We start from the raw sequence: 26,367 nt of genomic DNA, 5'->3' as shown, positions 1-26,367 counted from the left end.
GGTCCTCTCAGTGCAGGTTGGGCTGATTGCCCATGCCTTTTTCGTCAATCATGTGCCCGGTGCGGAACCGGTCAAAGCGATAGGCGGTTGCGGTCGGGTGTGGCGCATCACGCGCTAGAAGATGCGCAAAGCAATAGCCTGAGGCCGGGGTTGCCTTGAACCCGCCATAGCACCAGCCGCCGTTGAAATAGAGCCCGTCAATTCCGGTCCGGTCGATTATGGGCGAACCATCCATCGACATGTCCATAATGCCGCCCCACATCCGCAGCAGACGCGCCCGGCCGATCATCGGCATCAGCGCCATGCCGCCTTCGCAGACATCCTCGACCACTGGCAGATTGCCGCGCTGTGCGTAGGAGTTATACCCGTCCAGATCGCCGCCAAAGACCAGTCCGCCTTTGTCGGACTGGCTGACATAGAAATGCCCCGCGCCAAAGGTGATGACACCGGGTAGAACCGGTTTCAGACCTTCCGAGACAAAGGCCTGCAAGACATGGCTTTCGATCGGCAGGCGCATCCCCGCCATGCCCATCAACCGCCCCGAATTGCCTGCAACGGCACAGCCGACCTTGCCCGCGCCGATAAACCCTTTCGAGGTCTCGACACCCAGACATGTGCCGTCTTCGATCCGAAACCCGGTCACTTCGCAGTTCTGGATGATATCGACGCCGAAACTGTTGGCTGAGCGCGCATATCCCCAGGCCACGGCATCGTGACGCACGGTGCCGCCGCGCCGCTGCGCCAGACCACCTTTGATCGGGAACCGCGCATCGTTGAAATTCAGAAACGGATATTCCCGGCGTACCTGATCGGCATCCAGCAATTCGGCATCCGCGCCGTTCAAGATCATCGCATTGCCCCGCCGGGTAAAGGCGTCACGCTGTGCATCCGAATGGATCAGGTTGATGATTCCACGCTGGCTAACCATCGCGTTGTAGTTAACGTCCTGTTCCAGACCTTCCCACAGTTTCAGCGAAAACTCGTAGAACGGTTCATTCCCATCCAGCAGATAGTTTGAGCGGATGATCGTCGTGTTGCGCCCCACATTGCCGCCACCGATCCAGCCCTTTTCGATCACCGCGACCTTTCGGTGCCCATAAATCTTGGCAAGATAATGCGCCGTCGCCAAACCATGACCACCGCCGCCTATAATCACTATGTCATAATGCGGCTTGGGTTCTGGGTCGCGCCACGCCGGTTTCCAGCCTTTGTGGCCGGTAAGCGCCTCTTTGATGACTTTGAAGCCAGAATATCGCATGGATCGGACCTTTTTCGCCAGATTCCACGCAAATCATCTGAATTGATACTCTCAAATCCGACATCGATAGCTTTAAATCAGACCTGAAGGCCGGCGAATTCACAACGCCTTACGTGTCAGTACCAAGCAGCAAGACCTGGATGTCCGCAACATTGGTCCCGGTCGCGCCGGTTATCAGAAGGTCACCTGACAACGTCAGCGCCTTGTGACTGTCGTTGTTTGCCAAAAGGGCGGCAGGGTCATGCCCCGAAGCGCGGATTCGGCCGAACGTCCCAGCATCCACAATCGCACCAGCCGCCGGGGTGGGGCCATCGCGCCCATCCGTGCCGCCGCTGAGGAATACCCAGTTGCCGGGTATTGATCGTCCCTCCGCCAGTTGGGCCACCCGCAGTGCCAATTCCTGATTGCGCCCTCCGTGCCCGGAGCCTTGCAAACGCACAGTAGTCTCACCACCAAACAGCAGAGCGACTGGACGCTCAACAGTTGCGGACGGGATTGCTTGCAAAATCTTGTCTGCGGCATCTGACACGTCACCGATCAACGCGTCAGACGCAATTTCGGCGCGGCAGGTCTGCGATGCACATGCATGTGCCGCTTCAAGGCTGATCGTGTTCGATCCGATCAGGTGATTGGTTGCCTCAGGCGCTATGGCCTGTTTAGGAGTGCTTTGTTCCAGATGGGCGCGGGCAGATTTTGGTAACCGATGCCAGATACCGGCCTCGATGCAGGTTCTGCGGGCGTCGGCGCGGCTTCCGATTGGAAGGGCGGTCGGTCCGCTGGCAACAGCGCGCAGATCATCTCCGATCACATCCGACAGGATATAGGCCGTGACCGGGGCAGGCGAGCCGTGTCGCAAGAACCCTCCGCCCTTAACTCGGCTCAGGTGCTGACGCACAAGATTCATCCGCACGATGTCGAGCCCGGAGGACAGCAAAACCTCGTTGACCGTGATTTTGTCTGACAGGGTCAACCCTTTGACAGGCGCGGGAACCAAGGCCGATCCCCCGCCCGAGATCAGCGCAATGATCTGATCTTCCTCACGTGCTGCCTTGAGCAGTGCGATGATCTGTCTCCCGGCTTTCAGTCCTCGTTCGTCCGGGACGGGGTGCGCGCAATTCAATACGGTCGCTCCGTCCACATCGGTCTGGTTTTCGGCATGTGTCACGGCTAGGGCGATGTGGTCGCCCTGAACATGTAGCAATGCCTCTGCCATCATGGCAGGCGCAGCTTTTCCAACAGCGATAAGGATGCTGCGCCCGCCCTGTTTTGGTGCGGGAAGCGGTGCCGTTCGCAATTGTCTGCGCAGCGAATCTGCCGGATCTGCGGCGGTGACCGCCGCAGCGAAGATGGCTGCGGCGCTATCCCACAGATTTATTGAGGATTGCCCGGTCATAGTTCGCTCATGCGGCAGCGATCTGACCCGCCTTTTCGACCAATACTTCCGCCTGACGGATCGAGGCATAGTCAATCAGGCGACCATCCAAAGACACGGCGCCTTTGCCGGACGCTTCGGCCTCGGCCATTGCTACAAGAATGCGCTGAGCCTTGTTCACTTCGGCATCCGAAGGAGACATAACCTCGTTCGCCAACGCAATCTGGCTGGGGTGAATTGCCCATTTGCCTTCACATCCCAGAACAGCCGCCCGCTTGGCCGCCGCGCGATAGCCGTCGGGGTCCTGAAAATCACCAAAGGGGCCATCAATCGGGCGAAGGCCATTGGCACGGGCTGCAACAACCATTCGGGCCAGCGCATAGTGCCACATGTCGCCCCAATGGGACAGGCGGCCACCGTCCGCATCTGCGTCGGTCAGAACGGAATAGTCAGGGTTCACGCCACCGATGATGGTCGTCCGCGCCCGGGTCGAGGCTGCATAATCCGCAACACCAAAATGCAGACTTTCATTTCGTTTCGAGGCCGCAGCGATTTCGCTGACATTCTGCATCCCCAGCGCGGTTTCGATGATGTGTTCGAACCCGATACGCTTCTTGTAGCCCTTGGCGTCCTCGATCTGGGTCACCAGCATGTCTACCGCATAAACATCAGCTGCAGTGCCGACCTTGGGAATCATGATGAGGTCCAGCCGCTCTCCGGCCTGTTCGACCACTTCCACCACATCGCGATACATGTAATGGGTATCAAGCCCGTTGATCCGCACCGACATGGTCTTGTTGCACCAGTCAATATCGTTCAGTGCCTGAATGATGTTCTTACGGGCCTGTTCCTTTTCGTCAGGTGCGACGGCATCTTCGAGATCAAGGAAGATGACATCCACGTCCGATTGTGCGGCCTTTTCGAACATGCCGGGCTGGCTGCCCGGTACGGCCAATTCGCTGCGGTTCAGGCGGGCAGGGGCTTGGTCAATGGAATGAAAGCTCATGGGTTAGGGTCCTTCGTCTTACAGGTTCGGGTAGATTGGGAATCTGGCGCAGAGGTCGGCGACCTCGGCTTTGACCTTTGCCTCGACGGCGGCGTTGCCGTCTTCACCATTGGCGGCCAGACCGTCGACAACTTCGATGATCCAGTCAGCGATCTGGCGGAACTCGGTCTCGCCAAAGCCGCGGGTGGTCCCGGCGGGGGAGCCCAGGCGGATGCCCGAGGTGATGGTCGGCTTCTCGGGATCAAACGGCACGCCATTCTTGTTGCAGGTGATATGCGCCCGGCCCAAAGCCTTTTCGGTCGCGTTGCCCTTGACGCCTTTGGGGCGCAGGTCGACCAGCACCACATGGGTGTCGGTGCCGTGGGTCACAGTGTCCAGTCCGCCCTTGATCAGCTGATCCGACAGCGCCTGTGCGTTGGTCACGACCTGCTTGATATAGTCCTTGAACTCGGGGCGCAGCGCCTCGCCAAAGGCCACTGCCTTGCCGGCGATCACATGCATCAGCGGGCCGCCCTGAATGCCGGGGAAGATCGCCGAGTTCACTTTCTTAGCGATATCTTCATCATTGGTCAGGATCATACCCCCACGCGGACCGCGCAGGGTCTTGTGGGTGGTGGTCGTCGCCACATGCGCATGCGGGAAGGGCGAGGGGTGTTCGCCCGCCGCCACCAGACCGGCGAAATGCGCCATGTCCACGTGCAGATAGGCACCGACCATATCGGCAATCTCGCGCATGCGGGCAAAGTCGATCTGGCGCGGGATGGCCGAGCCGCCCGCGATGATCAGCTTGGGGTTACGTTCCTTCGCCAGCGCCTCGACCTGATCATAATCCAGCATGTTGTCCTGCTTGCGGACGCCGTACTGTACCGCGTGGAACCACTTGCCCGACTGGTTGGGCTTTGCGCCGTGGGTCAGGTGGCCACCTGCGTCAAGCGACATGCCCAGAATGGTGTCGCCGGGCTGGATCAGCGCCTGAAACACACCCTGGTTGGCCTGGCTCCCTGAGTTGGGCTGAACGTTGGCGAACTCACAGCCGAACAGCTGCTTGGCGCGGTCAATCGCCAGATCCTCGGCGATATCGACGAACTGGCAACCGCCATAGTAGCGGCGACCGGAATAGCCCTCGGCGTATTTGTTGGTCATCACCGAGCCCTGCGCCTCCATCACGGCGGCAGAGACGATGTTTTCCGAGGCGATCAGCTCGATCTCGTCGCGCTGACGGCCCAGCTCGGACGTGATCGAACCAAACAGCTCGGGGTCACGATCCGCTAGGGACTGGGTGAAGAAACCTTGGGTGCGTTGCGGGGCGTTCACGTTGAAACCTCCTGAAAAGGGTTAGCCGGTCCAGCCGAGGCCAGCGGAAATGGCATTCATGGATTGCAGCAAAGGCACAGGAACCGATCCTGCCTGCGGCTCGCTTCGGGCCTTTCGCAGCAGCTCGACTTGCAGCGCGTGAATGCGGGCCAGTTCGGCCCGTTTACGATCAAACCGCTCGCACAGACGAGGAAAACGGTGACCGATGGCCTGACCGCCGGTCAGAAACTGCACTGCGCTGCAGGCACTGTCGTATTCCACTTTGATAGCACGCGAGATGCGTTGGCGAGTCTCCGCATCGGGGACCAATTCGCCGTATTGTGCGGCGATATCCATATCCGCCTGATAGAGCGATTTTTCCATCTCATCGACGGCGAGGCGGAACAGGCGAGAGTCATTAAACATGTCCTGCAGCACTTCATCACCGCGCGCGCCACGGAATTTACGAAAGCTGGTCATAGCGGCGCCAAACCCGTACCAACCGGTGATCAGGTGACGGTTCTGCGACCATGCAAAAACCCATGGTATGGCCCGTAGGTCATCCAGACTGGCAGCACCGAACCGGCGGGTCGGGCGGGAGCCGATTTTCAGGCGGGCAAGTTCTTCGACTGGGCTGGCTTGCTGGAAATAGTCCAGAAAGCCCGGCATCTGAAGAAGCGAGACATAGGCCATCTGAGACAGTTCCGACAGGGCATCCAGCGCGTCGTCGAACTCGGGCCGGGCAGGGGTTTGGCCGGGGTTGGCTGTATGGCGCAGCGTGCTTGAAAGCAGCAATTCCAGATGCGCCGCAGCCGTACCGCGGTTGGCATATTTGGTCGAAACAACCTCGCCCTGTTCGGTCACGCGCAACCGCCCAGCAATTGTTCCACTGGGTTGCGCGGCGATGGCGCGTCCGGTAGGTGCGCCACCCCGGCTGACCGAGCCGCCGCGACCATGGAAAAATGTGGCCTTGAAGCCTTGAGAGGCCAGTGCCGACACGATCCGGCGTTGGGCACGCTCAAGTTCCCATGTTGAGCAGAAATAGCCGCCATCCTTACCGCTGTCCGAATATCCCAGCATAACCTCGATCACGTTACCGTCGGTTTTGAGGCTGCGGCGGGCAAGCGGAACGCCCAGAACACCCAGCAGGATCGCCGGGGCGTTGCGCAGATCGGCAATCGTCTCAAACAGCGGAACCACCGAAATATCCAGTGTTTCGGACCCGAACCCGGCATAACGGGCCAGCAGGTAGACGCCGAGAATATCATCGGCAGAACGGGTCATGGACAGGATGAACGGGCCGATTGCCTTGGGATCTGGCCCTGATCGCACGCTGTGGACCAGCGCCAGAAGGGCGAGCAATTCCTGTGCCAGATCGCTCAGTGCGTCGCGGCTTTGATAAGGCAGGTTCTGATCCGCCAGTTCGGTTCGCAAACGGGCAGACCATTCGGCCGTGCCATAGTCTGGAGCCTGGCTGGATTGTGACCAGATTTCGGCCAGAACATCGGTTGTGACGGTCGAATTCTGACGGATATCCAACGTTGTGGTTCGGAACCCAAAAACCGTCGCAGCTCGGCGCAGGGGGCGGATATGTCGTCGCGCCAGAATATCGGCATTGACCGCGCATAATGCGTTATCAAGCGCATCAAGATCGCTCACGAATTGTGAGATGTGATCATAGCCGCCATCTGTTAACCGATGGCGAATGGCATTTAGAGCTTGCCGAAACGGTTCGTTCCGATTGCGGCCAGCGTCCGGAAACCGGTCGATTATTTCTTGTATTCGCGCCCTGTTGAGCTCGGGCAGCGGCAATATGAGTGCACTTATACTTAACCTGCTTGCAGCCCGATCAAGGGCCTGACGGTAAAGGTCAAGAACCGTTTCACGCCCGCGTTGCAAGGCCAGCGCGGTCATCTCGGTCGTGACATTCGGATTGCCGTCCCGATCACCGCCGATCCAGCTGTGAAAGCGGATATCGGGTGTTTCGTTCAGTGTCTGGCCCAGCACATGCAGGCAGGCCTGATCAAATCGATCCATTACCTGCGGGACGGCGTCAAAGATTGCATCCCGGAAAAATTGCAACCCCCATTCGATTTCATCGTGCAGGCTTGGGCGCGACAGTCGAAGTTCACCAGTCAGCCACAAAAGATCGATCTCACCCTCCAGACCATTCAGCAATTCGGCGCGTTCGGTCGGGGTCCAGCGTTGGGTTTCAAGACCGACGAGGTTGCGGTAAATCCGACGGTGAATTTCCAGAACAGTGACCCGTTTGGCCTCGGTCGGATGCGCGGTCAGGGTGGGACCTGCACACAGATCAGCGGTCAGCTTTTCCGTCTGGCGATCCGTCAGGGACAGGTCAGACAATACCTCGGCGAATCCGCCCTCGACCGCTTCTGCCCCGCTTTGGGTCTCGGTCAGGCGACGGTCCCGGACTTCTGCGTTTTCGTCAATGATGCGCAACAGTTGGAACCAGATCGACAGGGCCTGTAGGTAGGGCGTTGCTTCAGGCCCGGTGGGGATGGGTTGCAACGGCGTGGCCTCGGCCCAGGTCGCTACATGGGGCGCCCGTTTCAGCAAAATGTTCCACCACAACACCCGCAATTCCGAGCGCAACCCTTCGGCATAATTCGAAGGTTCCGGGGTGGGTGGAATATTTCGGGCCATCGCTTGCATCAGATCACCTGATCCCGCGGAGTGCGGCCTGCAAAAAAATCGCCGAGATTGTCGAGTACACGGAACCCCATGGCTTCGCGGGATTCGCGCGTGGCGCTGCCCAGATGGGGCAACATCACCAGATTGTCGCATTGCAACAGGTCCGGGCTGATCCGTGGTTCGCCGTCAAAGACATCCAGTGCCGCGCCGCCGATCGTGTCGAACATCAGCGACTGTACCAGAGCGTGCTCGTCCACAACTTCGCCGCGTGCGGTGTTTATAAGGAATGCGTCAGGCTTCATCAGGTCGAGCCTGCGCCCATTGATCAGGTGCCGGTTCGTCGATCCACCGGGGCAATGCAGCGAGACGAAATCGCATCGTGGCAGCAAGTCATCGACCGTTTCGACCTGTGCTGCGTTGAACTGTTTCAGCACCTCGGTCGACACTGCGCTACGGTTCTGGACCAGAATTTTCATGCCAAAGCCGTGATGTGCGCGCCGCGCCATTTCCTGACCGATCCGTCCAAAGCCGATAATGCCAAGCGTCTTGCCGCTGACCTTCGTGCCGACAAGGTGGGTCGGACGCCAACCGGACCAGTTTCCAGCGCGCAATTCGCGCTCGCCTTCGCCAGCGCGACGGGCAACCATCAGCAGCAATGTCATGGCCAGATCGGCCGTACACTCGGACAGGACATCCGGTGTATTGGTCACGGTGATCCCAAGATTGCGCACCGATGGTTCGCAGATATGGCTGTATCCCACGCCATAATTGGCGAGGATTTTGGTCTGTGCTGCGGGTACGTCCAGCGCCTCGACGCTGAGCGTGTCCGTAACCGTGGGCAAAACTGCGTCATAGCTTTTCAGAGCATCGCGGATTTCGGCCGGGGACATTGGTTTGTCCCCGGTATTGAGCACGGCGTTGTAGTTCTCGGTCAACTGCGCTTCGACCGCAGCAGGCCAACGACGGGTGACAAGAACCGAAGGCTTAACCATCACGCAGCCTTTCCCATGACACGGGCAATCGTTTCACCGATGACGGCAGGGTTTTCGGCGACGGTCACACCGGCGGCGGACAGAATCTCGACCTTTTCCGATGCGCTTTCACCGAAAGCCGAGATAATCGCGCCGGCGTGGCCCATGGTCCGTCCTTTTGGCGCGGTCAGACCCGCAACATAGGCAATGACGGGTTTGGTGATGTGATCGCGGATATATTCAGCCGCCTCAGCCTCTTGTGGCCCACCGATTTCGCCAATCATGGCAATAACCTCTGTATCCTCATCCCACTCAAAGCGTTCGAGAATGTCACGGAACGAGGAACCGTTGATCGGATCACCCCCGATGCCGACGCTGGTCGAAACTCCGATACCGCGCTCTTTCAACTGCGCCGCAGCCTCATAGCCAAGCGTCCCCGAGCGGCCAATGATGCCGACATTGCCGGGTAGGTAGATATGCCCAGGCATGATCCCCAACAGAGCTTTGCCGGGGCTGATCGTTCCGGCACAGTTCGGGCCGGTCAGCACCATACGCTTGTCCTTTGGATAGCGATACATGTAGCGTTTGACGCGGATCATATCCTGGGCCGGAATGCCGTCGGTGATGCAAACGCAATAGCGGATACCCGCATCTGCGGCTTCCATGATCGAATCCGCTGCAAACGGGGGCGGGACAAACACAAGGCTCGCATCCGCGCCGGTGGCTTCAACAGCCTGCTTGACGGTGTCAAAGACGGGCACACCTTCGACGGTTTCGCCACCTTTTCCGGGAACGACGCCGGCGACTACATTGGTGCCATATTCCAGCATATCCTTGGTATGAAAGCGCGCCATGCGTCCGGTGATGCCCTGAACGATTACGCGAGAGTCGCGGTCGAGAAGAATGCTCATTATACAGCCCTCACCTTGGTGTTTTGGGTCAGATCGTTCTGCCATGCGCCCACCGCCCGTTCAGCGGCTTCCATCAGCGTAGTGGCTCTGATGATCGGCAGGCCGGATTTGGCGAGGATCTTCTGACCCTCTTCAACGTTGGTCCCGGCAAGTCGCACAATGACAGGGATGTTGATCTCCAACTCGCGCAACGCCTGTACGACGCCTTCGGCGACCCAGTCGCAGCGGTTGATACCGGCAAAAATGTTTACCAACACCGCCTGAACGTTCTTGTCGGACAGAACCAGTCGGAAAGCCTTGGCGACACGTTCCGGCGAGGCGCCGCCGCCAATGTCGAGGAAGTTCGCAGGCTCGCCGCCCGCCAGCTTGATGGTGTCCATCGTGGCCATGGCCAGACCTGCACCGTTCACGATGCAGCCGATATTGCCTTCAAGGCCCACATAAGACAGCCCCCGGTCCGCCGCACGGCTTTCGCGCGGGTCTTCCTGACTTTTGTCGCGCAATTCGGAAATCTGGGGGTGACGGAACAATGCGTTGTCGTCAAAGCTCATCTTCGCATCCAGCGCCAGAACCCGATCGTCGCCAGTGACGACCAGCGGGTTAATCTCGACCATGGTCGCGTCCAGCTCACTGAAGGCGGCATAGCAACCCTGCAACGTGCGAACCATTTGCTGCACCAGACGGGGTTCAAGGCCCAGATTGAAAGCAATCTCGCGGGCCTGGAATTCCTGCAACCCAACGGCAGGTTCCACGATCGAGCGCACGATGCTGTCAGGACGTTCGGCGGAAATCTCTTCAATCTCCATTCCACCTTCCGAGGAGGCTACGATCATGACCCGCTGGCTGGAACGGTCCAGAACGAAACCCAGATAAATCTCGCGATCGATCGGCACGGCGGATTCGACATATACACGATAGATGCCTTTGCCTTCCGGTCCGGTCTGGTGGGTCACCAGCTTGCGGCCGAACATCTCATCGCAGGCCGTATGTATCTCATTTTCGCTGTTACATAGCTTGACGCCACCCGCTTTGCCGCGGCCACCTGCGTGGACTTGTGCTTTGACAATCCACTTGTCTCCGCCAAGCTCTCGGGCGCGATAGGCTGCCTGTTCAGGGCTATAGGCCAACGCGCCGGACGGTATGGCAACACCGAAGTTCGAAAGAACTTCCTTCGCCTGATACTCATGAATATCCATCTGCATTCCTCCCGTTTATGCAGTGCGTTCAAGCAGCGATCGACGTGCCGTAACGGCTTTCGAGCAATGCCTCGATCTCTTCGAAATCGATGGTGCCGCCCAGTTCGCGCATGGCTTCGGCGAATAGACGGATGATCTGGCTGATCGCCTGGCGGTTCAGCTGGTTGAGGATGCCGATCCGGACCTGCACCGGGGCGCTCAGCGTCGGCCAGATACCGAACCCACGCGCCCGGCAATTCTGGACCAGCTCCATCTCGCGCCCGGCCAGATCCGGTGGCAGGTTGAGGACCAGAAGGCTGGGCATGTCCGAAGTCACTTCGCATCCCATTGCGGTTACGGCATCGCGCAGCACCTTTTCATGTGTGCGGTACGAAGCTGACCGCTTTGCCAATCCTTCAGTCAGCGTCAGACGAAGGGATTCATGGAAGGCTGCCACAGCGTAGCCGGAATGGGTCCGATGATAGGTACCTTTCTCGACGTCCTGCCCATCGACGATTCCCCAATGACGGGCCTCGAAAATGGGATTGTGGACATAGCTATAGGCACCTGTTGATTTAAGGCTGTCGATATATTCATCGGAAAAGCTGACCGGCGCATAGGTCAATGGCAAGCAGCACAGGCCCTTTTGCGGGCACGAGGCCCAGCCAGCGATGCCCGGATAATCGTCGATCCGGAAATCCTCGATACCCAAAGACGAAACGGCATCGATCAGACCCATTGCGCCGTGACGTTCACAGGCATCCGAGAACCCGCGCAGATCATTGATACGACCCGAACCCGTTTCCCAATGCGCCATGAACGCCCATTTGGGCTTGTGCTCGGCCAGTGCGGCCTCGACCATTTCACTGGTCACCGATTGGCCATGCGGCACGTCGATGGCGGTGACACTGGCGGCCTGCGGGTCCAGAGGGTTGGCGGCATGCTCTTCCGGCGTGGCCGCCTTGATGCGAAGGGTCAGCGTGTCGATGCCTGAAAATGTGCCGTTGTTAAATGCAACAACCTTGTCGCCGGGCATGACGGCCGAGAACATGGTGTCCAGAGCGCTCCAGCCGGTGCCTGCGACTGCGAATGTATATGTATTCGAAGTGCCCCAGATCTCGCGCAGCATGTGCTTGCATTCGACCATGCCGCGCAGAACGTCGCCCTGCATGTGATCCGCAACTCCGGCGTTGGAGAAGGCCTGAAGAACGCGAGCGTCGGTGTTGCCCGGTCCCGGACCAGCAGCCAGCGTCTCGGGGATTTCGAGCGTGGGGTAAATCTGGAAAGTCATTCGATCCTCCTTGATCGTCGGGGTGGCCGACCACGCCCAAATATCGTGTTGTGGATCAGAAAAGCGTTGCTTGCTTCATCGCGCAACGTAACTTACTACTGCTTTAGGCCTTCTAATAAGATGGGAAGAAACCTACCCGTTTTGGCAAGAATGCCGATGTATACCAAGAATAGACCTATACTAATGGGTAGTTAATTGGAAATTTGGATGTAAAAACAATGTCAGACCCATCAGAGCAACCGATTGACGTAATGCTTGCCGACAACAATCCACTGGTGTTGTCGGCCATGTCAGAGATTTTTGAACGCGATCCACGATTCTCTCTGGTTGCCACATCTGCAACCGCCGAAGGCTTCCTGGGCGCGGTCATGAGAGTACCGGTAAAGGTCTGCGTAATTGCCTGGAATTTGCCGGTCCTGGGTGCAGCCAAACTGATCGAAGTTTTGCGTGAGCAAGAAAACGCGCCCCGTTTTGTCGTCTACGGCGATGAGACAGGAGATGTTCCGCGCCTTGCAATGCAGGCTGGCGCAGCGGGGTTCGCATCCCGGTCTGGTGAGGTCGAAGGATTGTTGGAAACCTGCGCGGACGTGGCTGCGGGAAAAATGGTGTTTCCGTTCGTCGATGTTCGTAAGATGCAGAGAAACCCGATCCATACCCTGTCACGTAAAGAGCGCATCATACTTGAAGCGCTGGCCAAGGGCTTATCGAACCGCGATCTTTCGAAAGAGCTGCAAATCTCAACCAACACTGTCAAGTTTCACCTGTCCAATATATATGAAAAGCTCTCAGTCAAAAATCGGGCTCAAGCGATTGCATTCTTCTACTCTTCTGGCGCAGCCTCAGATTAATTGAATTGCGCCAATAGCCGGGCGTGTACTATCAAACACGCGATATCTGGGTGTAAGCTAAATTATGTTAAATCGAGGTTGAGCGGTGGCGGATCCCGAGACCCCGCACATCGCAAACCCCGGGCTAACTGCCATTTGACGTTGTTCCGCTTGTTTTCAAGCTTCGTGCCAGTTCGCTCAGTTCTTTGTAGAGAACCCCTGCGGCTGGATGCCACTTGGCCACATCTTCTCCTTGCTTGGAGACAACAAATTCATCACCCCGCAATGCGGGACCCGTCAGTGCGTCTTGAGGACCGTGTGCCAAGACGTTCTCATACGTCCCGCGCAGGAGCGTTGCATTCAGCCGTTGGGCAATATCGTCCGGTACGCCGGAAGCCGCCCAGGCTTCGCGGGCGATGGCTTGCAAGACCACGGTGAAGTTGTTCGAAATCACTGCCGCCGCATGGTACAAGCTCTTTCTTTCAGAACAGATTGGAAAACATTGCGCTCCCATTTTCTCAATCAATGATCGGACAAACTCAACAGCATCATCGCCCTCAAGGCCACAAAGCGCACCCGTGAACTGTTTTTTAGAGGTTGCCGGATCGGCAAATGACAGAACCGGATGCATGCTGGCAAGCCGCCAACTCAGTTCGCGAAGCGGTGCCATTTGATCTGCTGGGAAAAAGCCGCTGCAGTGAACGGGGTGATGTCACGTTAACTTGCCGTTTGGTTGTTCATGTCCGTAATTGGACGTAGGTGACATCGATGAAGTCATCGCTAATCAGCTACAAGCGCCATCGGTTTCCTCCTCAGATCATCGCGCACGCGGTGTGGTTGTACGTTCGCTTCAATCTGAGCCTGCGGGAAGTTGAAGAGATGATGTTGCAGCGCGGGATTGATGCGTCTTACGAAACTGTCCGGCGTTGGGTCATCAAGTTCGGGCCGACGATAGCTCAAAACTTGCGTCAAAGACAGGGTCGTCCAGGTGATGTCTGGCATCTGGATGAAGTTGCCGTGAGAATTTCAGGTCGCAAGTATTGGCTTTGGCGCGCGGTCGATCAGCATGGTGTTGTTTTGGAGGAAATCCTTCAACCGAAACGGGACAAACGGGCGGCAAAACGGCTGTTGCGCCGCCTGATAAAGCGTCTTGGTTTCATTCCCAAGCGGATCATTACGGACAAACTGCGCTCCTATGGCGCTGCCAAGCGAGAAGTCGCGCCGGGGTTGGCTCATTGGTCGCACAAGGGCTTGAACAATCGAGCCGAAAATAGCCATCTCCCATTCCGAAAGCGGGAACGGACGATGCAGAGATTTCGGTCCCCAGAAGGTTTGCAGAGGTTCGTGGCCACCCATTCAGCCATTCGGAATTGCTTCTGTGCACCCGCTCGTCGTCGTTCAGCCTTAACAATTCGATATCACCGCCTCGAGGCATTTGACGCCTGGAATGCCGCTACTCGAGCCGCTTGAAATCCGAGCATCAGCATTCCTTGGTGCGCCGGAAGTTAATGTGACAACACCCTTTGACAACTCTCTCTACTGACGCTTTCTGTTTCCCGGATTTCATTCTCATCTCCACTCTCTGATGGTTACGATGAGCCTGAAATCCTCCGCTACGCAATCAACCTAGTCTGTTCCATGGGTGCTGATGGCGGACACAACAAGCGGCCCAAACCAGATTCTCGGCACACATTTCAAATTCTACGGTCGCAGCCCGCATTCCGGTCATTCGCTGCGTTTGTGTACGCCGGTGCCGGACGAGCGCTCTCAACGAGCGCAATTCTTCCGATCAATAGATGTGACCATTCAGTTACCGATGGCCTAATACCACGCTGGTCGTTATGCAGAGTAAGGGAGGCAACTTTGGAGCGACAGCTTGCGGCAATTCTGGTCGCCGATATGGTCGGCTATACTCGTCGAATGGAGCGAGACGAAGCCGGCACGCTTGCGGCGTTAACCGCTCACATAGATGGTACAGTTGCACCACTGATCAATCGTCACCACGGGCGGATTGTCAAACTAATGGGTGATGGCCTTTTGGCCAGCTTCACTAGTGCTTCAGACGCGGTTTCTTGCGCCGTTGAATGGCAACAATCACCCTTGGAAGAGCCAGACCCGTTACTTTTCCGCATTGGCATCAATCTTGGTGACATCCTCAAGCAAGAGGATGATGTCTTTGGCTCCGGTGTTAACCTTGCTTCGCGTTTAGAGCAACTTGCCCCGCCGGGAGGTGTGCTCGTCTCGGACGCTGTCTATCGCGTGGTTGGCAACCGCATTTCGGTCGTGTGGGAGGATGCAGGCACACATATCATCAAGAACATCGCTGAGCCTGTTAGGGCCTGGCGCATTGGAGGGGCGGAGCAAGCACAGCCTGACGCGAAGCCAGCAGCTACACCCCGCAAAGCCACCATCGCAGTCTTACCACTGCACAGTTTAAGTGACGACCCGGAGCAGGCATTCTTCAGCGATGGCATCGCGGAAGACATTATCACCGGGTTGTCTCGATTTCGTACTCTCCAGGTTGTCTCCAGAAACGCATCTTTCCGTTTCAAAACACAGGAAACCGATCCGGCAGAGATCGCAGCAGAATTGGGAGCTGATTATCTCGTAACAGGCAGCGTTCGAAAGGCCGGTAGTCGGGTAAGAATTTCCGTACAGCTCGCGGAAGCAAGTACGGGCTCGCAGCTATGGTCAGAACGATATGATCGCGAGTTGGAAGACATCCTGTCCGTTCAGGACGAGGTGGCCCGCAACATCGTTGCGGTCCTTCCGGGACGTGTTCAACACAACGTTGCCGACCGATCATCGCAAAAGCCAGCAGATGAGATGAAGGCCTACGAGCTGATGCTTCGAAGCAAAGCTCTTCGAGATGGCCTAAATGCCAGGGATACGGCTAAAGCACGAGCTTTGCTGGAACGGGCCATTGCGCTCGATCCGTCCATTGCTCGGTCTTACATGTACCTCTCAGACACCTATGTTATCGATCTTTGGTTAGGATTGGCGGGCTCTGACGCTTCCGATCACATCCTGCATATCGCTCGCAAGGGTGCTGCACTGGACAACCGGGACGTCTACATTCAAGACCAACTGGGTTTTGCTTATCTTTGCGCAGGCCTTTGGGACGAAGCAAATGCACAGTTCGAAAAGACGTTATCGCAGATCGAAAACGAAGCGGAGTCCATGGCGTGGTGCGGTTATGCTTTTCTGTTGCTGGGGAGACACGAAAAGGCGAGAGAGGTCGTGTCGCAAGCGATGCGATTAGATCCGTTGCATCCCCCTTCGATCGATTGGATCATGGGGCAGATAGAGTTCTTCTGCGGAAACTACGAGGAAGCAATCGGCTTTTTGATGGGAGAGGCACGGCTCAACTCGTTAGCTGCGGCATTCGTGGCAGCATCTTACGCGCATCTTGGCCGGCAATCCGAGGCTTCGGCTGCATTGCAGGAATTTATCGCGGAGCGCCATGACGAATTTAGGAGTCGAGGCATCGAAGTGCCCAAAGATAATCTCTCCACTCTTGCGCGTGGTTATGAATCTATGTGGCGGCATCGAGACGATTTCGAAGTTCTGGCAACCGGTCTGCATAAAGCTGGTTTGCCTGTCTGACTCACTTAATCAAAGGTCCGCGTAAGGCGTTATGCCAATCAATCTCGGCGTCTGAGATTCCTGAATCTTGCCGTTCAACCCTGCTCATTCTGGTTGGGTCTATTCGCTTTGCAAACAGCGAACGGAGCGACGCTTTGACTTTTTCGCACAAGGCGTACACACTTTTGACTCCTGAGGCCGGGACTTCACGATGTGATACAAAATCACGAGTATAGGCGTACTTCATGGATCTCTCCTTTATTAGTCATGCACCTACTCTCATAGAAAGCTTGGCATCCCACAAACGCCGTTTCTTGACATTTATTGTTCCAAAAAGTCACAATCAATCATGCCAAGAAACTTACCTCCCCTAAATCCGTTGCGTGCCTTTGAGGCCGCCGGGAGGTTGGGTAGCTTTACCCGTGCAGCGGAGGAATTGAACGTATCGCACTCCGCAATTTCCCGTCACATTCGCGGGTTGGAAAAGCGGCTTAACGTGCATTTGTTTCGGACGCAAAAGTCTGGTGTTGCCCTTACCGAACAGGGACAAATTTACTTGGGACAGATCACACCTGCACTTGACCAAATTGCCATCGCAACTGACGCTCTGACTTCCGCGCCCAAAGGTGTTGTTACCATGACGACAGAGAGCGCCGTCGCGCAAAAATGGTTGGTTCCACGGCTACCACGTCTGAAAGCCGCGCATCCAGAGATAGACTTACGTCTATCGATCACAACAGAGGTCATGGATATTGAGGCGCACGATTTCGATCTGGGCCTAAGATATCTGCGCACCCCCCCAGACGAAAGGTACGACCTGTTGTTCCCATCTCTGGTCAGAGCTTTTGCCGCGCCAAACTTTGCGCCAATTAAAGGTTCTGAGGCCGACCTTAAAGTTCTGGCAACCGGCCCATTGATTGAAGAGGCAACATTCCGTCTTTGGCCAGAATGGTTCTCGAAATCTGGTTTGAAAGAAGTTCCAACTCTTGATCTGCCTCACCCATTAGGAGCACTCCTGTCAATCCAGTCAGCCGTCGCCGGCCTGGGGGCGGTTCTGATGGACAAGCACCTTTGTCAAACAGAAGTTGAGACAGGTGCGTTGGTGAGCCTTAACGTCGTAGAAATTCCCTTTGGTGGATATTACCTCGCCACCAACCAGCGCGCGGGACGGCGGCGAGCTGTCCGTGTTGTTCGAGAGTGGTTGCAACAGGAGGCGCAATCCCCGGAAGGTGTGGCTACTGCTTAATTTTGCTATGCGCAGAATGAAGTCGCCGCCACTGTGACGGCGGACAATCGGTCACCGAGTAGCTTTCTTTCTTCAAAACCTGATAAGCGAAAGGCTGACAGGCACAAGCGGCACTGAAAAACATACCCAAGTACTTAATCCAGATCCTCGGCAAGATCGCAGATGGTCTGCTACGTTGTAAATTGCAGTGGTGACCAAAAAAAGTTTGAATTCATTGCGGTGGGCGCAGGTGTTTGGGTATATATTGTTCTTCGCAGATGACGGGTTCCCCGACCCTTTCAAAGCGATACCCGGTGGCGTGGAAGCAAATGCGACCGCCGCGGCGGTCATTCAGTTCGATGGTCCAGGCAAATTCGGAATAGTCCATTCCATGGATCCGAACTGGTTCTTTGGACCGGGTAATCCGGTCGATTGGCAGCGGTGTAACGGTCGATTTCGGAAACGAAAAGGAAACGGACAGATCGGAAACGCCCTCGAAACACAGATTGACCTGGGAAACGGAGAAACTGAATTGCCCATTGTCCTGCCTGATCCATTCCTCAATATGATCAATGTCGAGTTTTAGCTCACTCACCCAGTCATCGTTGTCTGGGTCAGGCGAAATCAATTTTAGGGCATAAATGGAATTGTCGTGGAATTCATGACTGACGTCCTGGAAGAGCTTTTGTCCGTTATCCATCGCAATCACTCGAATCCGAATTGTTGCTGATACACTCGATTTCGGGGTTTCAGCCAGTTTAATGTGGCACCATGCCAAAGGTAACGACAACAACGGAAGATCTTGCGACCCAGATCATTGCTGCATTTGACGGCCTTGATCCACCTGCTGATGATGAACTTCTTCACCCCGAATGTATGGATGACGTGGATATTTTTGAATTCTACGGCGGGGTCAAATGGCATGAGATGACCGATCAAATGATCGTTTACGGTTACGCTGCCCCCACTGCCTTCAGCGCCAAGGCATTTCAGTACTATTTGCCTGCATATCTGCTTTGGGCTCTGCGAAATTCAGACAGTCCGGAATATGCCAGTGAAAGCATCCTACTTGCACTCGACCCCGGCACATCGAAAGAACTGCTGCATGAGTTCAGGAAGTCCAAGTTCAACCAATTGACGCCTGCACAGAATGAGGCCGTGTTGAGTTTTTTGAACTATTTCAGCGACCATCCTGAGCTTGGTGAATTTGCAGAAGCCGCTTTGGTCAACTACTGGATTGAATAAGGCGTGTGGTCACCGGTTCGATGATTTTTATGCATTTGATGTGGCTCTTCGCAGCGCTTTTTGTCCTAACCGGTTTTCCGCCATTCGCAAGATTTGCGAAACCAAGGCTGATACAAATTCACCATTGCTCAACCAAATCGGGACTATGATTGCGCTACGCTACTTTTACTAAAAGAAGATCGGTAATTCGCGCGCGGTGACCAACTAGGGCTGGTCACCGTGCGCGTGCCATGTGCATCAGTTGTTCGCGGTAAGCGGGTCGATGATTTGGTGAACCTCGGTTATCTTCCCCACCGGAATCCCCGACAACTCTGAATGCTTCTGAATCTCGGCTTCGCTTTCAGCCAGATAGATGCAAAATGTTTTGTCTCCGGCAACATAGGAATGTTGCCATTGAATTGACGGGCCGACGTCGACAAGTGCTTTATTTGAAGCACGCGACGCGGCGCAAAGCTCGGTCAACGAAAAATCTCCAATGCCAGGAATGTCCCGTTCGATTACAAATCTCTTCAACATTTCTCCACCTCCGTTTTACCGTGTACAGAGATTGTGGCACTCAGGCTTCAAGATTCCGAACCAAATTTTCTTTGCTGAACTAAAGAAAAACCGGCGTAGTAGTGCAGAAATTTGCGCCGTCGAAAGAAAATCTTTATCAAACTTCTATGTCTACGCACCTCAAGTCTCTTCAAGCTATCGAAGTAGCCCTTCGAACTGGTTCGCTCAAAGCAGCCGCCAGCGAATTGGGGATCACCCCAGCTGCGGTTGGTCAAAGGATCCGGGCACTGGAAGACTACCTTGGAACAGACCTTTTGGTCCGTGGTCGGTCGGGTTTACACCCAACACCCGAACTGTCAGGGGCACTGACGGATCTTCGTACTGCATTTTCGGCACTTGAACGCGTATCAACTGCGCTCGATTTTCAGCGTGTTAGCGAAATTCACATCGTTGCCGACCCGGATTGGTCCGAATTGTGGCTGGCACCTCGGTTACCGAAATTTAGAGAAGACCATCCAAACATTCTTTTTTGCATCAACGGAGCGGGGGACGTTCCGATGCGGCTGGGGGCGCCAGATATCCGCGTTGAATACGGCGGACGTGAAAAAGGGGAGCCGCTCTTTTTTGACTATCTCGTCCCTGTATGCAGCCCAGACAACTTACGCAGAATAGCTGATTACGACACCGAGCACGAAATGGAAGGGATGCCGCTACTTCATTTGGAAGAGCACAGAAGTAAAGAAGACAGGCCAGGATTTCGTGAATGGTTTCAGACTTTCGGAATGCGGCGTACTGGTGCTGACCGAGGACCGTATTACAAGCGAGCGGAGATGGCCCTTGAAGCAGTGAGAGAAGATGTGGGCTTTCTCCTTTGCGGCGCTTCTTTGATAGAGAACGATCTGGAAGAAGGGTCCTTGGTGCTTCCCTATCCTGTTGAAAAAGGGCTTTCAGCGCCAAACCCATTTCGGATTCACCTGCGAGAGCAAACGTTGCAGCGTCCCCAATTGCGCCGTTTCGTAGATTGGCTCAAGCGCGAAGCCACCGAAACCCAAGAGCGGATTAATGGCTACAAGAACAAAAGTAAGGGTTTACAGATCAACAGTTAACCCCGCTCGTATGCAAATGAACTCGACCCCCGCATTGGAGTCAGAAGCTGACCTGAAACCAATGCCTAATCGACAATTCACCTTCAGGTCGGGCGAAAACGGCCCACAAGAGACGTTCGACACCCAGCTGGCTTTCTGCGGTCGCAGCCTGCTTTGCTGACATTCGCTGCAAATGCAAAATCTCGACATCTGCGAATTCACAGGATGCGGGACAAACCTGCCATTGGATTGAAAGTTGCTGCGGTGTCGATCCTTGGAGCTATGGGCTCCCTCCGGACCTTCGTCGCCGGACTTTTAGGTGGACGTAGCGCGAGGCTTTTCGGCTGTGTATCAAATGTCCGGCTTTGTAGCTCGGTGATAAACTAATGTCTCAATCGCTTTCACCATCTTTGTGGCAGACGACCTCAAGCTTGATGCCGTGTGGGTCGAGCCAATAGGCCGCATAGTGCGTCCCGTATTGAGGAAACTCTTGGGGTGCGTTCAGAATATGTGACTTCCGCGAGAGTGCCCAATTGTACGCCTCACGCACGACCTCACGCGTTTCCACCGAAAAGGCTAAGTGCTGTAACCCCGTAGCATGGCGCGAATAGTGCCCATTGTCCCTCGCTTGGTAGAAGAACAGCTGCGTCCCGAGTTTTCCATCCGGTCCGTAGTTGAACTCCGGTTCGGTTTTGAACCACTCCTTGAAACCAAGGATCGGCATTAGATCGTCATAGTAGGCCTTCGCCGTCGCAAGATCCGGCACCGCGACACCGATATGATCTATGAACCCCGTTCTGGGCATGACTGCTCCACAGATTAATTAGTCTTGTGGCACTAACGTTGTGCCGTGATCAGCGAGCTGATTTTTTCTCTTGGATTCGACATCAAGGTTATATTGGGCGTTTCACAAGATGCAAATGTCGAAAGGCTGGCGCTTGTTCCCGACCGTGGTTGCGTGGCTGCCAGTGTGTTGCACTCTGTTTGCTATGCCAGTCTGTTGCTAACCTCGACCAAATTGTCATCGGGGTCGCGGAAGTAGACAGACATCAGCTTTCCGACGGCGCCCAGTTTCTCAGAAGGCCCTTCGACGATAGTGACGTCATGCGCGCGAAGCTTCTCGGTGATTTCTTCGATTGGCGTATCTGTCAATAGGCAGAAATTGCCGCTTCCCGGAACAGTTTTCTTCGCCAGATTTGGTGCTGTGCCCGCATCTTGGAGACTGATTTTGTTTGAACCGAAATGTAGGGACCATTTGCCGGGGCGTTCCTCTCGCGGGGACATACCTAGCAGGTGTTGATAGAACTCAAGCGTTGCGTCGACGTCGCGAACGCAGAGCACGATGTGATCGAAGCCGTAGATGTTCATGGACAAAGCATAACGGAAAACAAAGAAACATCCGAGACGCAAGACCATGGAGATGATGGAGCAATGTCAGCCCGCCAACCTAGACACCCCGTCGGATATCAGGGACACATCGTCGTCCGCGAAGCGGTTTGAGACTTGGTCAGCGGAAACCATAAGGGCCAGCAGCCGCGTGCACGGCGCAAACAGGCCGGGCACACGACTGCATCTGACAGACGCTCGTATCAGCTCAAAATACCTTGCCATGCAGGAACCATCCACGCAGGACCTTCGCTACATTTGTACAATCTGCATGCACGACGTTCACGCACGCAATTTGCGAAGATCGTCCGGCACCCTCACGCATACGGGGTTTTGTTGCATTTTTTGAGGTACGATGTTGCCATTGTAACAGGAGTTTGCGGCTCCACACCCAAGCACACCATTGTTGCACTGACAATCTTGTTGATCTTAATCGGCGATTGGGTTTCAACTTTCCGGCAACAGTTCGCCTAAACTGGCAGTTGTACTGGAAGACGCTGCAGTTGAGACCAGTTTCCTTTTGGGTAGTACTACAAGTTGCATCTTCGTTTCAGCGTCGATGTATCATTCGACAAAAGGACCGGTGGGAGCAAGATACCGAATGCTGACAGCAGTATTGATCGTTCTCGCTACTATTTCTTCGGTTTACGGCGTTTACTTCCTTGCCCGGCTGGTACTGGGCTCGAACCCAAACCAAGAAACGCGAGACCTTGCAGCCTCAATTTTGTTCCGAATTGCCGCTTTGCACAGCCTGGTTCTTGCCTTGGTCTTTGCCTCCGAAGTAGTTGACTACCATCAATTGTCATTCGAAAGCGCCGTCGAAACCAACGCTGTGTCTGATGCGTATTACGACGCGATCAGATATGGTGAGGAAGAAACGGGGGCGATTCAAGCTGCGCTTCGCAATTATTTGTCGATTGCTGCTAACTCGGAATGGGAGAGCCTGGGAAAAACAGGAGATTTACTTGATTCAGGATGGGAAGCCTGGGGCATCGCCTACGATGCGGCACTAGAGCTTGATCCCCAGACCGCACGCCATGAGTCCATCCGAGACAACTTACTCGATAACCTTAGTCTCGTCTCTGACAGCCGCGATCTCAGAGAATATCAAGCAAAATCGTCCTTGAGCTCTCTGTTTTGGATTGCCGCAATATCCGGCGTTCTGCTCTTATCCATCGGGTATTTCCCATTCCCGCCGATTAGAGAGAACCTCATCCTGTTGGGGGCTTTTGCGACATATACCGGGTTTGTTCTGTTTACCACTTACGCTATGTCTAATCCCTATCGTATGCCGGCGGCCCTGGACCCTGTCTTATTTCATGATTTGGCACAGGAGCTTGGCAATTGAGGCTCCACATCTCTTGGGCTATGCCTACTTCAAACCTACGATCATATTGCCGTTCGTATGCACTATCCAGAAAACCAGCACTTGATAAAGTCAGAAGCAAGTTAGGTGCTTCTCGAGTGCGAAAGAGTATGATTGCGACGCATTTCTTTCGGAAACTACTTCCTGTGTTTTTCACGGCAACTATTTTGGTTGCCGCCTGTTCGCGTCCTCCTAACGTGATTGGTGTCGCCGATCCTGAAAGAAGCCCTGAGATGGAAACGCAGGTCTCTCGTCACGATATATTTATAGCCACAACACGTTCACCCTCGCCCGATACCGCTGAGCTTTTTTCGTCAGAAAGATCTGACAAGTTGGGATTGGCGGTTGTCACCGTGACGATCCCACCCAACCACCAGCCCGGTGAAATCACGCGCCCCCGGAGGCTCCCTCCGGACGCCAGCCGGGACTTTACGGTCGTTGATCCAATAGTGTTTCAGGATAGCTCGGGGTTTGTGGCAAAAATCAACAATGCACTCTCCGAAAGACCGCGAGAAAACAGAGACGTGTTGGTCTTTGTCCATGGCTACAACAATACACTGAGTGACGCGGTGCTACGCGTCGCACAATTCGTTGAAGATTCCGGATTTGAAGGCGTGCCGGTCTTGTTTTCCTGGGCATCAGCCGGTCAGGTTGCGAAATATGCCTATGACCTGAACAGCGTCCTTGCGGCTAGGCCGTTGTTGGAAGAGGCCTCCGGTCTGATCGTTCAAACAAATGCCTCCGGGTTCGATGTATTTGCACATTCCATGGGAACACTTTTGGTCACAGAAGTCATGGTCCAGTCGGACTTACAGGGATCGCTCGGCAGTTCAGGGCGTCTAAGGAACATCCTGTTTGCGGCGCCGGATATAGACGTGGACGTGTTCGCGTCTCAACTCAGCCAGATTACCAACAACCCTGGAAATCTTTATGTCCTCATTTCCGATGGCGACCCCGCATTGGGGCTCTCGCGCCAGGTTGCCGGGGGCATCGACCGCGTTGGAGATGCTGAGGTGGACGAACTGGCCGGACTTGGCATCACTGTTATTGATCTCAGCGACATCGATGATTCCAGGACCGGGTCGCATTCCAAGTTTGCGGGCTCACCCGAAGTGGTGCAACTCGTAGGACGCACATTGCAGCAGCATGGATATTCGGAAAAGCGGACCGACACCATTGTGCTGGATGCGTTGCAACTTATCCCGAACACGGTGGAAAACTTAAGCAACTAAGAGGCTCAAGCGACAGACAGCGCAGATTGGCAAGTCTGATTGGCACGGCGATGACCAAATGCGCCTCTGAGCAACACGCATTTTTGGAGGACTAACAGTGAAACGAGTACTGGCCCTGCTGCTCATAATCACGTCCGGGTGTGACGTTACTTCCGATGATCTGGCGCAGCCCGCCTATGTGATCGATGGGGATGTGTCGCAAACTTTGTACTGAGATTGACGAGCACCCAGGTTTCGAAGTCTGTTCCCGTCGAATAAATTTCGAACAGGTTTAAACATGATCTCACTTAAAGGCTGCCAATTTCCCAAGGATGCAGTTCTGTACGCTGTATATTTCTATTTGCGCTACACAGTGTCGTATCGTGATTTGGAAGAGATCATGGCCGAACGAGGCGTGCAGGTGGACCATGCCACTCTCAATAGGTGGGTTGTGAAGTATTCACCGATGATCGCCGTGAGCGCGCAATCGAAGAAGCGACCAACGCTGACTTCCTGGCGCATGGACGAAACCTATCTCCGTGTTCGCGGCAAATGGATGTACCTTTATCGTGCCGTGGACAAAGCTGGGAATACCCTTGATTTCATGCTGTCTGAGCGACGAAATCGTCCAGCAGCCACCAAGTTCTTTTCCAAAGCACTGTCGTCAAATGGGATCCCAAACAAAATCGTCATAGACAAAAGTGGTGCAAACGCAGCTGGCATTCGAGAAGTGAACAGTATCCTGAAGCGGTTCGGCTGCCTAACCAAAGTACAGACGATCAGGTCCAAATATTTGAACAACATGATCGAACAGGATCATCGCTTTATCAAACGTCGCGTACGGCACATGTGTGGGTTCAAATCGTTCAAATCCGCATCAGCTACTTTGGACGGCATCGAAGTCGCAAACATGATCCGAAAGCAGCAATTCCCTAACACTATCACGTCGGGCTTTCGGCTGTTTGCCGAGATCGCAGGATAACTGCGTCTAGCATATCACTGGCCTTTGCCGTTCTAAAAGTTTGCGACACATCCGGTTTACTTGCGTTGGAGACGATCAATGTCGGGTCTGCGCAGAAAGCTGACTTTGCAAAGTTGCCGTTCAACGTTTCGCTTGCCCGACCTGACCGTCCCAGATGGTCGGAGGCTCTTCTTGGAAGTGCGGCACTTTAGATTGTTGTCCTAATTGAGGCAAATTTAGGTACAGAGCATTTTTGGGCTACGTCAGCCAACGTAAACGCCAGGGAATATGGGCAATACGAAATCCAATTATCCAGATGACAATTGACGAACTATTGGTCGACTAATCTCATTGTCCGAGCAAAACCTACCATGCGAGCTTCAGCGCTGCTTTCGTTTGACCGAAATAATGCATCCAGAATGTTTTGGATGCCTTGCAGGCACATCCCGTGCCATTGCGTCCACGTTTCCCAGGTGCCGTAACGCTCCGTTGTTCAGCAACACGCCTCGCCCAGCATCATAACGGCGCTGTCCAAATCCGCTGGCAACGCATTCCCAGTCTTCCTTGGCCGCCGCGTTGCGGAATCTCGGTAGGTCGTGCGGGTCATGTCGTCCAGGTGTTGCTGCGACGTGATCGTGTTTCTTCGCATTGCTTTGGTGCGTTAGATGGTGGGTCACTTGTGTTGTGCCAGGTTGCTGGACAGTACCGGTTGTCGGCCTCGGCTTAGGGCGCATGATTGTCACGACGCCTTGTGGCTTCGGATGCCCTGGGACTGCCACGTGAGTTGCCGTCGGTTTTGGTGTCAACTGTGGAACCTGGCCAGGAACCGCCGTGGGAACCTGATTGGGGGTTGCGGTTGGGACAAGCGGTGGTGTCGCCGTAGTACCGCTGGGTTGCGGAACACGGCCGGGCACTGCGACCGGAATCTGGTTTGGTGTTGCAGTTGGGACGAGCGGTGGCACAGCAGTTTGTCCAGTGGGCTGAGGTGGGACCTGACCAGGAACTGCGACTGGTATTTGGTTTGGTGTTGCGGTGGGCACAAGTGGCGGCAC

23 protein-coding genes are annotated in these 26,367 nt (G+C 55.2%); 9 read left to right on the top strand and 14 right to left on the bottom strand.

The genetic code is table 11. The features are described 5' to 3' along the window. Positions 1-7 precede the first annotated feature (7 nt). The 9 genes from ACR0AZ_RS16470 to ACR0AZ_RS16430 all read right to left on the bottom strand — a co-directional run bounded on the left by ACR0AZ_RS16470 (position 8) and on the right by ACR0AZ_RS16430 (position 11,929). Positions 8-1,258, bottom strand: coding sequence for a sarcosine oxidase subunit beta family protein (locus tag ACR0AZ_RS16470; protein WP_480473129.1), 1,251 nt, complete (start codon positions 1,256-1,258; stop codon positions 8-10). A gap of 109 nt (positions 1,259-1,367) precedes the next feature. Further along, on the bottom strand, positions 1,368-2,651 hold the full coding sequence (locus ACR0AZ_RS16465) for a glycerate kinase type-2 family protein (protein ID WP_480667896.1): 1,284 nt from the start codon (positions 2,649-2,651) through the stop codon (positions 1,368-1,370). 7 nt (positions 2,652-2,658) lie between these two features. Next, positions 2,659-3,636 (bottom strand): HpcH/HpaI aldolase/citrate lyase family protein, encoded by a 978-nt coding sequence (locus ACR0AZ_RS16460; RefSeq protein WP_480473133.1) that lies wholly within the window; start codon positions 3,634-3,636, stop codon positions 2,659-2,661. Between the two features lie 18 nt (positions 3,637-3,654). Continuing rightward, positions 3,655-4,950: a serine hydroxymethyltransferase gene (glyA, locus tag ACR0AZ_RS16455; protein ID WP_480473135.1), complete on the bottom strand. Its 1,296-nt coding sequence runs from the start codon at positions 4,948-4,950 to the stop codon at positions 3,655-3,657. 21 nt (positions 4,951-4,971) lie between these two features. Beyond that, positions 4,972-7,602, bottom strand: a complete 2,631-nt coding sequence (locus tag ACR0AZ_RS16450; RefSeq protein ID WP_480667895.1) for a phosphoenolpyruvate carboxylase — start codon at positions 7,600-7,602, stop codon at positions 4,972-4,974. Continuing rightward, positions 7,602-8,573, bottom strand: a complete 972-nt coding sequence (locus tag ACR0AZ_RS16445; protein ID WP_480667894.1) for a 2-hydroxyacid dehydrogenase — start codon at positions 8,571-8,573, stop codon at positions 7,602-7,604. The genes ACR0AZ_RS16450 and ACR0AZ_RS16445 overlap by 1 nt, the downstream gene beginning before the upstream one ends. Next, complete coding sequence (sucD, locus tag ACR0AZ_RS16440) at positions 8,573-9,463, bottom strand: succinate--CoA ligase subunit alpha (RefSeq protein WP_480667893.1); 891 nt, start codon at positions 9,461-9,463, stop codon at positions 8,573-8,575. The genes ACR0AZ_RS16445 and sucD overlap by 1 nt, the downstream gene beginning before the upstream one ends. After that, entirely contained in the window at positions 9,463-10,659 is a 1,197-nt protein-coding gene (locus tag ACR0AZ_RS16435; protein WP_480667892.1) for a malate--CoA ligase subunit beta, read from the bottom strand. The genes sucD and ACR0AZ_RS16435 overlap by 1 nt, the downstream gene beginning before the upstream one ends. 28 nt (positions 10,660-10,687) lie before the next feature. Beyond that, positions 10,688-11,929 carry a pyridoxal-phosphate-dependent aminotransferase family protein gene (locus tag ACR0AZ_RS16430; protein ID WP_480473145.1) on the bottom strand — a complete coding sequence of 414 codons (1,242 nt, stop codon included), beginning with the start codon at positions 11,927-11,929 and terminating at the stop codon, positions 10,688-10,690. Positions 11,930-12,147: 218 nt separating this feature from the next. On the opposite strand from ACR0AZ_RS16430, the gene ACR0AZ_RS16425 reads away from it, so the two are divergent. Beyond that, a complete protein-coding gene (locus tag ACR0AZ_RS16425; RefSeq protein WP_480473147.1) occupies positions 12,148-12,777 on the top strand; it encodes a response regulator transcription factor in 630 nt (209 codons plus the stop codon). Positions 12,778-12,901: 124 nt separating this feature from the next. Here the strand turns inward: ACR0AZ_RS16425 and ACR0AZ_RS16420 are convergent, their stop codons facing one another. Further along, a complete protein-coding gene (locus ACR0AZ_RS16420; protein ID WP_480667891.1) occupies positions 12,902-13,426 on the bottom strand; it encodes a DUF2520 domain-containing protein in 525 nt (174 codons plus the stop codon). 98 nt (positions 13,427-13,524) lie between these two features. Here ACR0AZ_RS16420 and ACR0AZ_RS16415 point away from each other — a divergent pair, with 98 nt between their 5' ends. The 3 genes from ACR0AZ_RS16415 to ACR0AZ_RS16405 all read left to right on the top strand — a co-directional run bounded on the left by ACR0AZ_RS16415 (position 13,525) and on the right by ACR0AZ_RS16405 (position 17,587). Continuing rightward, positions 13,525-14,226, top strand: a complete 702-nt coding sequence (locus tag ACR0AZ_RS16415; protein ID WP_480473149.1) for an IS6 family transposase — start codon at positions 13,525-13,527, stop codon at positions 14,224-14,226. Between the two features lie 393 nt (positions 14,227-14,619). Continuing rightward, on the top strand, positions 14,620-16,362 hold the full coding sequence (locus tag ACR0AZ_RS16410) for an adenylate/guanylate cyclase domain-containing protein (protein ID WP_480473153.1): 1,743 nt from the start codon (positions 14,620-14,622) through the stop codon (positions 16,360-16,362). 328 nt (positions 16,363-16,690) lie between these two features. After that, positions 16,691-17,587 (top strand): LysR substrate-binding domain-containing protein, encoded by an 897-nt coding sequence (locus ACR0AZ_RS16405; protein ID WP_480473157.1) that lies wholly within the window; start codon positions 16,691-16,693, stop codon positions 17,585-17,587. A 211-nt stretch (positions 17,588-17,798) separates the two neighbouring features. On the opposite strand, the gene ACR0AZ_RS16400 is transcribed toward ACR0AZ_RS16405, so the two are convergent. Then, entirely contained in the window at positions 17,799-18,266 is a 468-nt protein-coding gene (locus tag ACR0AZ_RS16400) for a hypothetical protein (RefSeq protein WP_480473159.1), read from the bottom strand. 71 nt (positions 18,267-18,337) lie between these two features. Here ACR0AZ_RS16400 and ACR0AZ_RS16395 point away from each other — a divergent pair, with 71 nt between their 5' ends. Continuing rightward, positions 18,338-18,811 (top strand): DUF6714 family protein, encoded by a 474-nt coding sequence (locus ACR0AZ_RS16395; RefSeq protein WP_480667890.1) that lies wholly within the window; start codon positions 18,338-18,340, stop codon positions 18,809-18,811. A gap of 237 nt (positions 18,812-19,048) precedes the next feature. On the opposite strand, the gene ACR0AZ_RS16390 is transcribed toward ACR0AZ_RS16395, so the two are convergent. Beyond that, complete coding sequence (locus tag ACR0AZ_RS16390; protein WP_480473163.1) at positions 19,049-19,327, bottom strand: DUF4242 domain-containing protein; 279 nt, start codon at positions 19,325-19,327, stop codon at positions 19,049-19,051. Between the two features lie 101 nt (positions 19,328-19,428). Between ACR0AZ_RS16390 and ACR0AZ_RS16385 the strand changes: the two genes are divergently transcribed. Beyond that, positions 19,429-20,412, top strand: a complete 984-nt coding sequence (locus ACR0AZ_RS16385) for a LysR substrate-binding domain-containing protein (protein WP_480473165.1) — start codon at positions 19,429-19,431, stop codon at positions 20,410-20,412. 370 nt (positions 20,413-20,782) lie between these two features. On the opposite strand, the gene ACR0AZ_RS16380 is transcribed toward ACR0AZ_RS16385, so the two are convergent. Both ACR0AZ_RS16380 and ACR0AZ_RS16375 read right to left on the bottom strand, forming a co-directional pair. Further along, the gene (locus ACR0AZ_RS16380) at positions 20,783-21,196 is read right to left on the bottom strand and encodes a VOC family protein (protein WP_170720362.1); all 414 of its coding nucleotides are present in this window, start codon (positions 21,194-21,196) and stop codon (positions 20,783-20,785) included. A 182-nt stretch (positions 21,197-21,378) separates the two neighbouring features. Next, positions 21,379-21,759, bottom strand: a complete 381-nt coding sequence (locus tag ACR0AZ_RS16375) for a VOC family protein (RefSeq protein ID WP_170720367.1) — start codon at positions 21,757-21,759, stop codon at positions 21,379-21,381. 619 nt (positions 21,760-22,378) lie between these two features. Here ACR0AZ_RS16375 and ACR0AZ_RS16370 point away from each other — a divergent pair. From ACR0AZ_RS16370 to ACR0AZ_RS16360, 3 genes are all read left to right on the top strand, one after another. Continuing rightward, a complete protein-coding gene (locus ACR0AZ_RS16370) occupies positions 22,379-23,125 on the top strand; it encodes a bestrophin-like domain (protein ID WP_170720370.1) in 747 nt (248 codons plus the stop codon). 116 nt (positions 23,126-23,241) lie between these two features. Then, complete coding sequence (locus ACR0AZ_RS16365; protein WP_480473262.1) at positions 23,242-24,375, top strand: alpha/beta hydrolase; 1,134 nt, start codon at positions 23,242-23,244, stop codon at positions 24,373-24,375. Between the two features lie 277 nt (positions 24,376-24,652). After that, positions 24,653-25,336: an IS6 family transposase gene (locus tag ACR0AZ_RS16360; RefSeq protein ID WP_480667889.1), complete on the top strand. Its 684-nt coding sequence runs from the start codon at positions 24,653-24,655 to the stop codon at positions 25,334-25,336. Positions 25,337-26,367 lie beyond the last annotated feature (1,031 nt).

It is taken from the genome of Ruegeria sp. BE3 (genome assembly GCF_056538865.1).
Note: the sequence above shows the minus strand (reverse complement) of the source record. Positions and strands in the feature narration are given on the sequence as shown.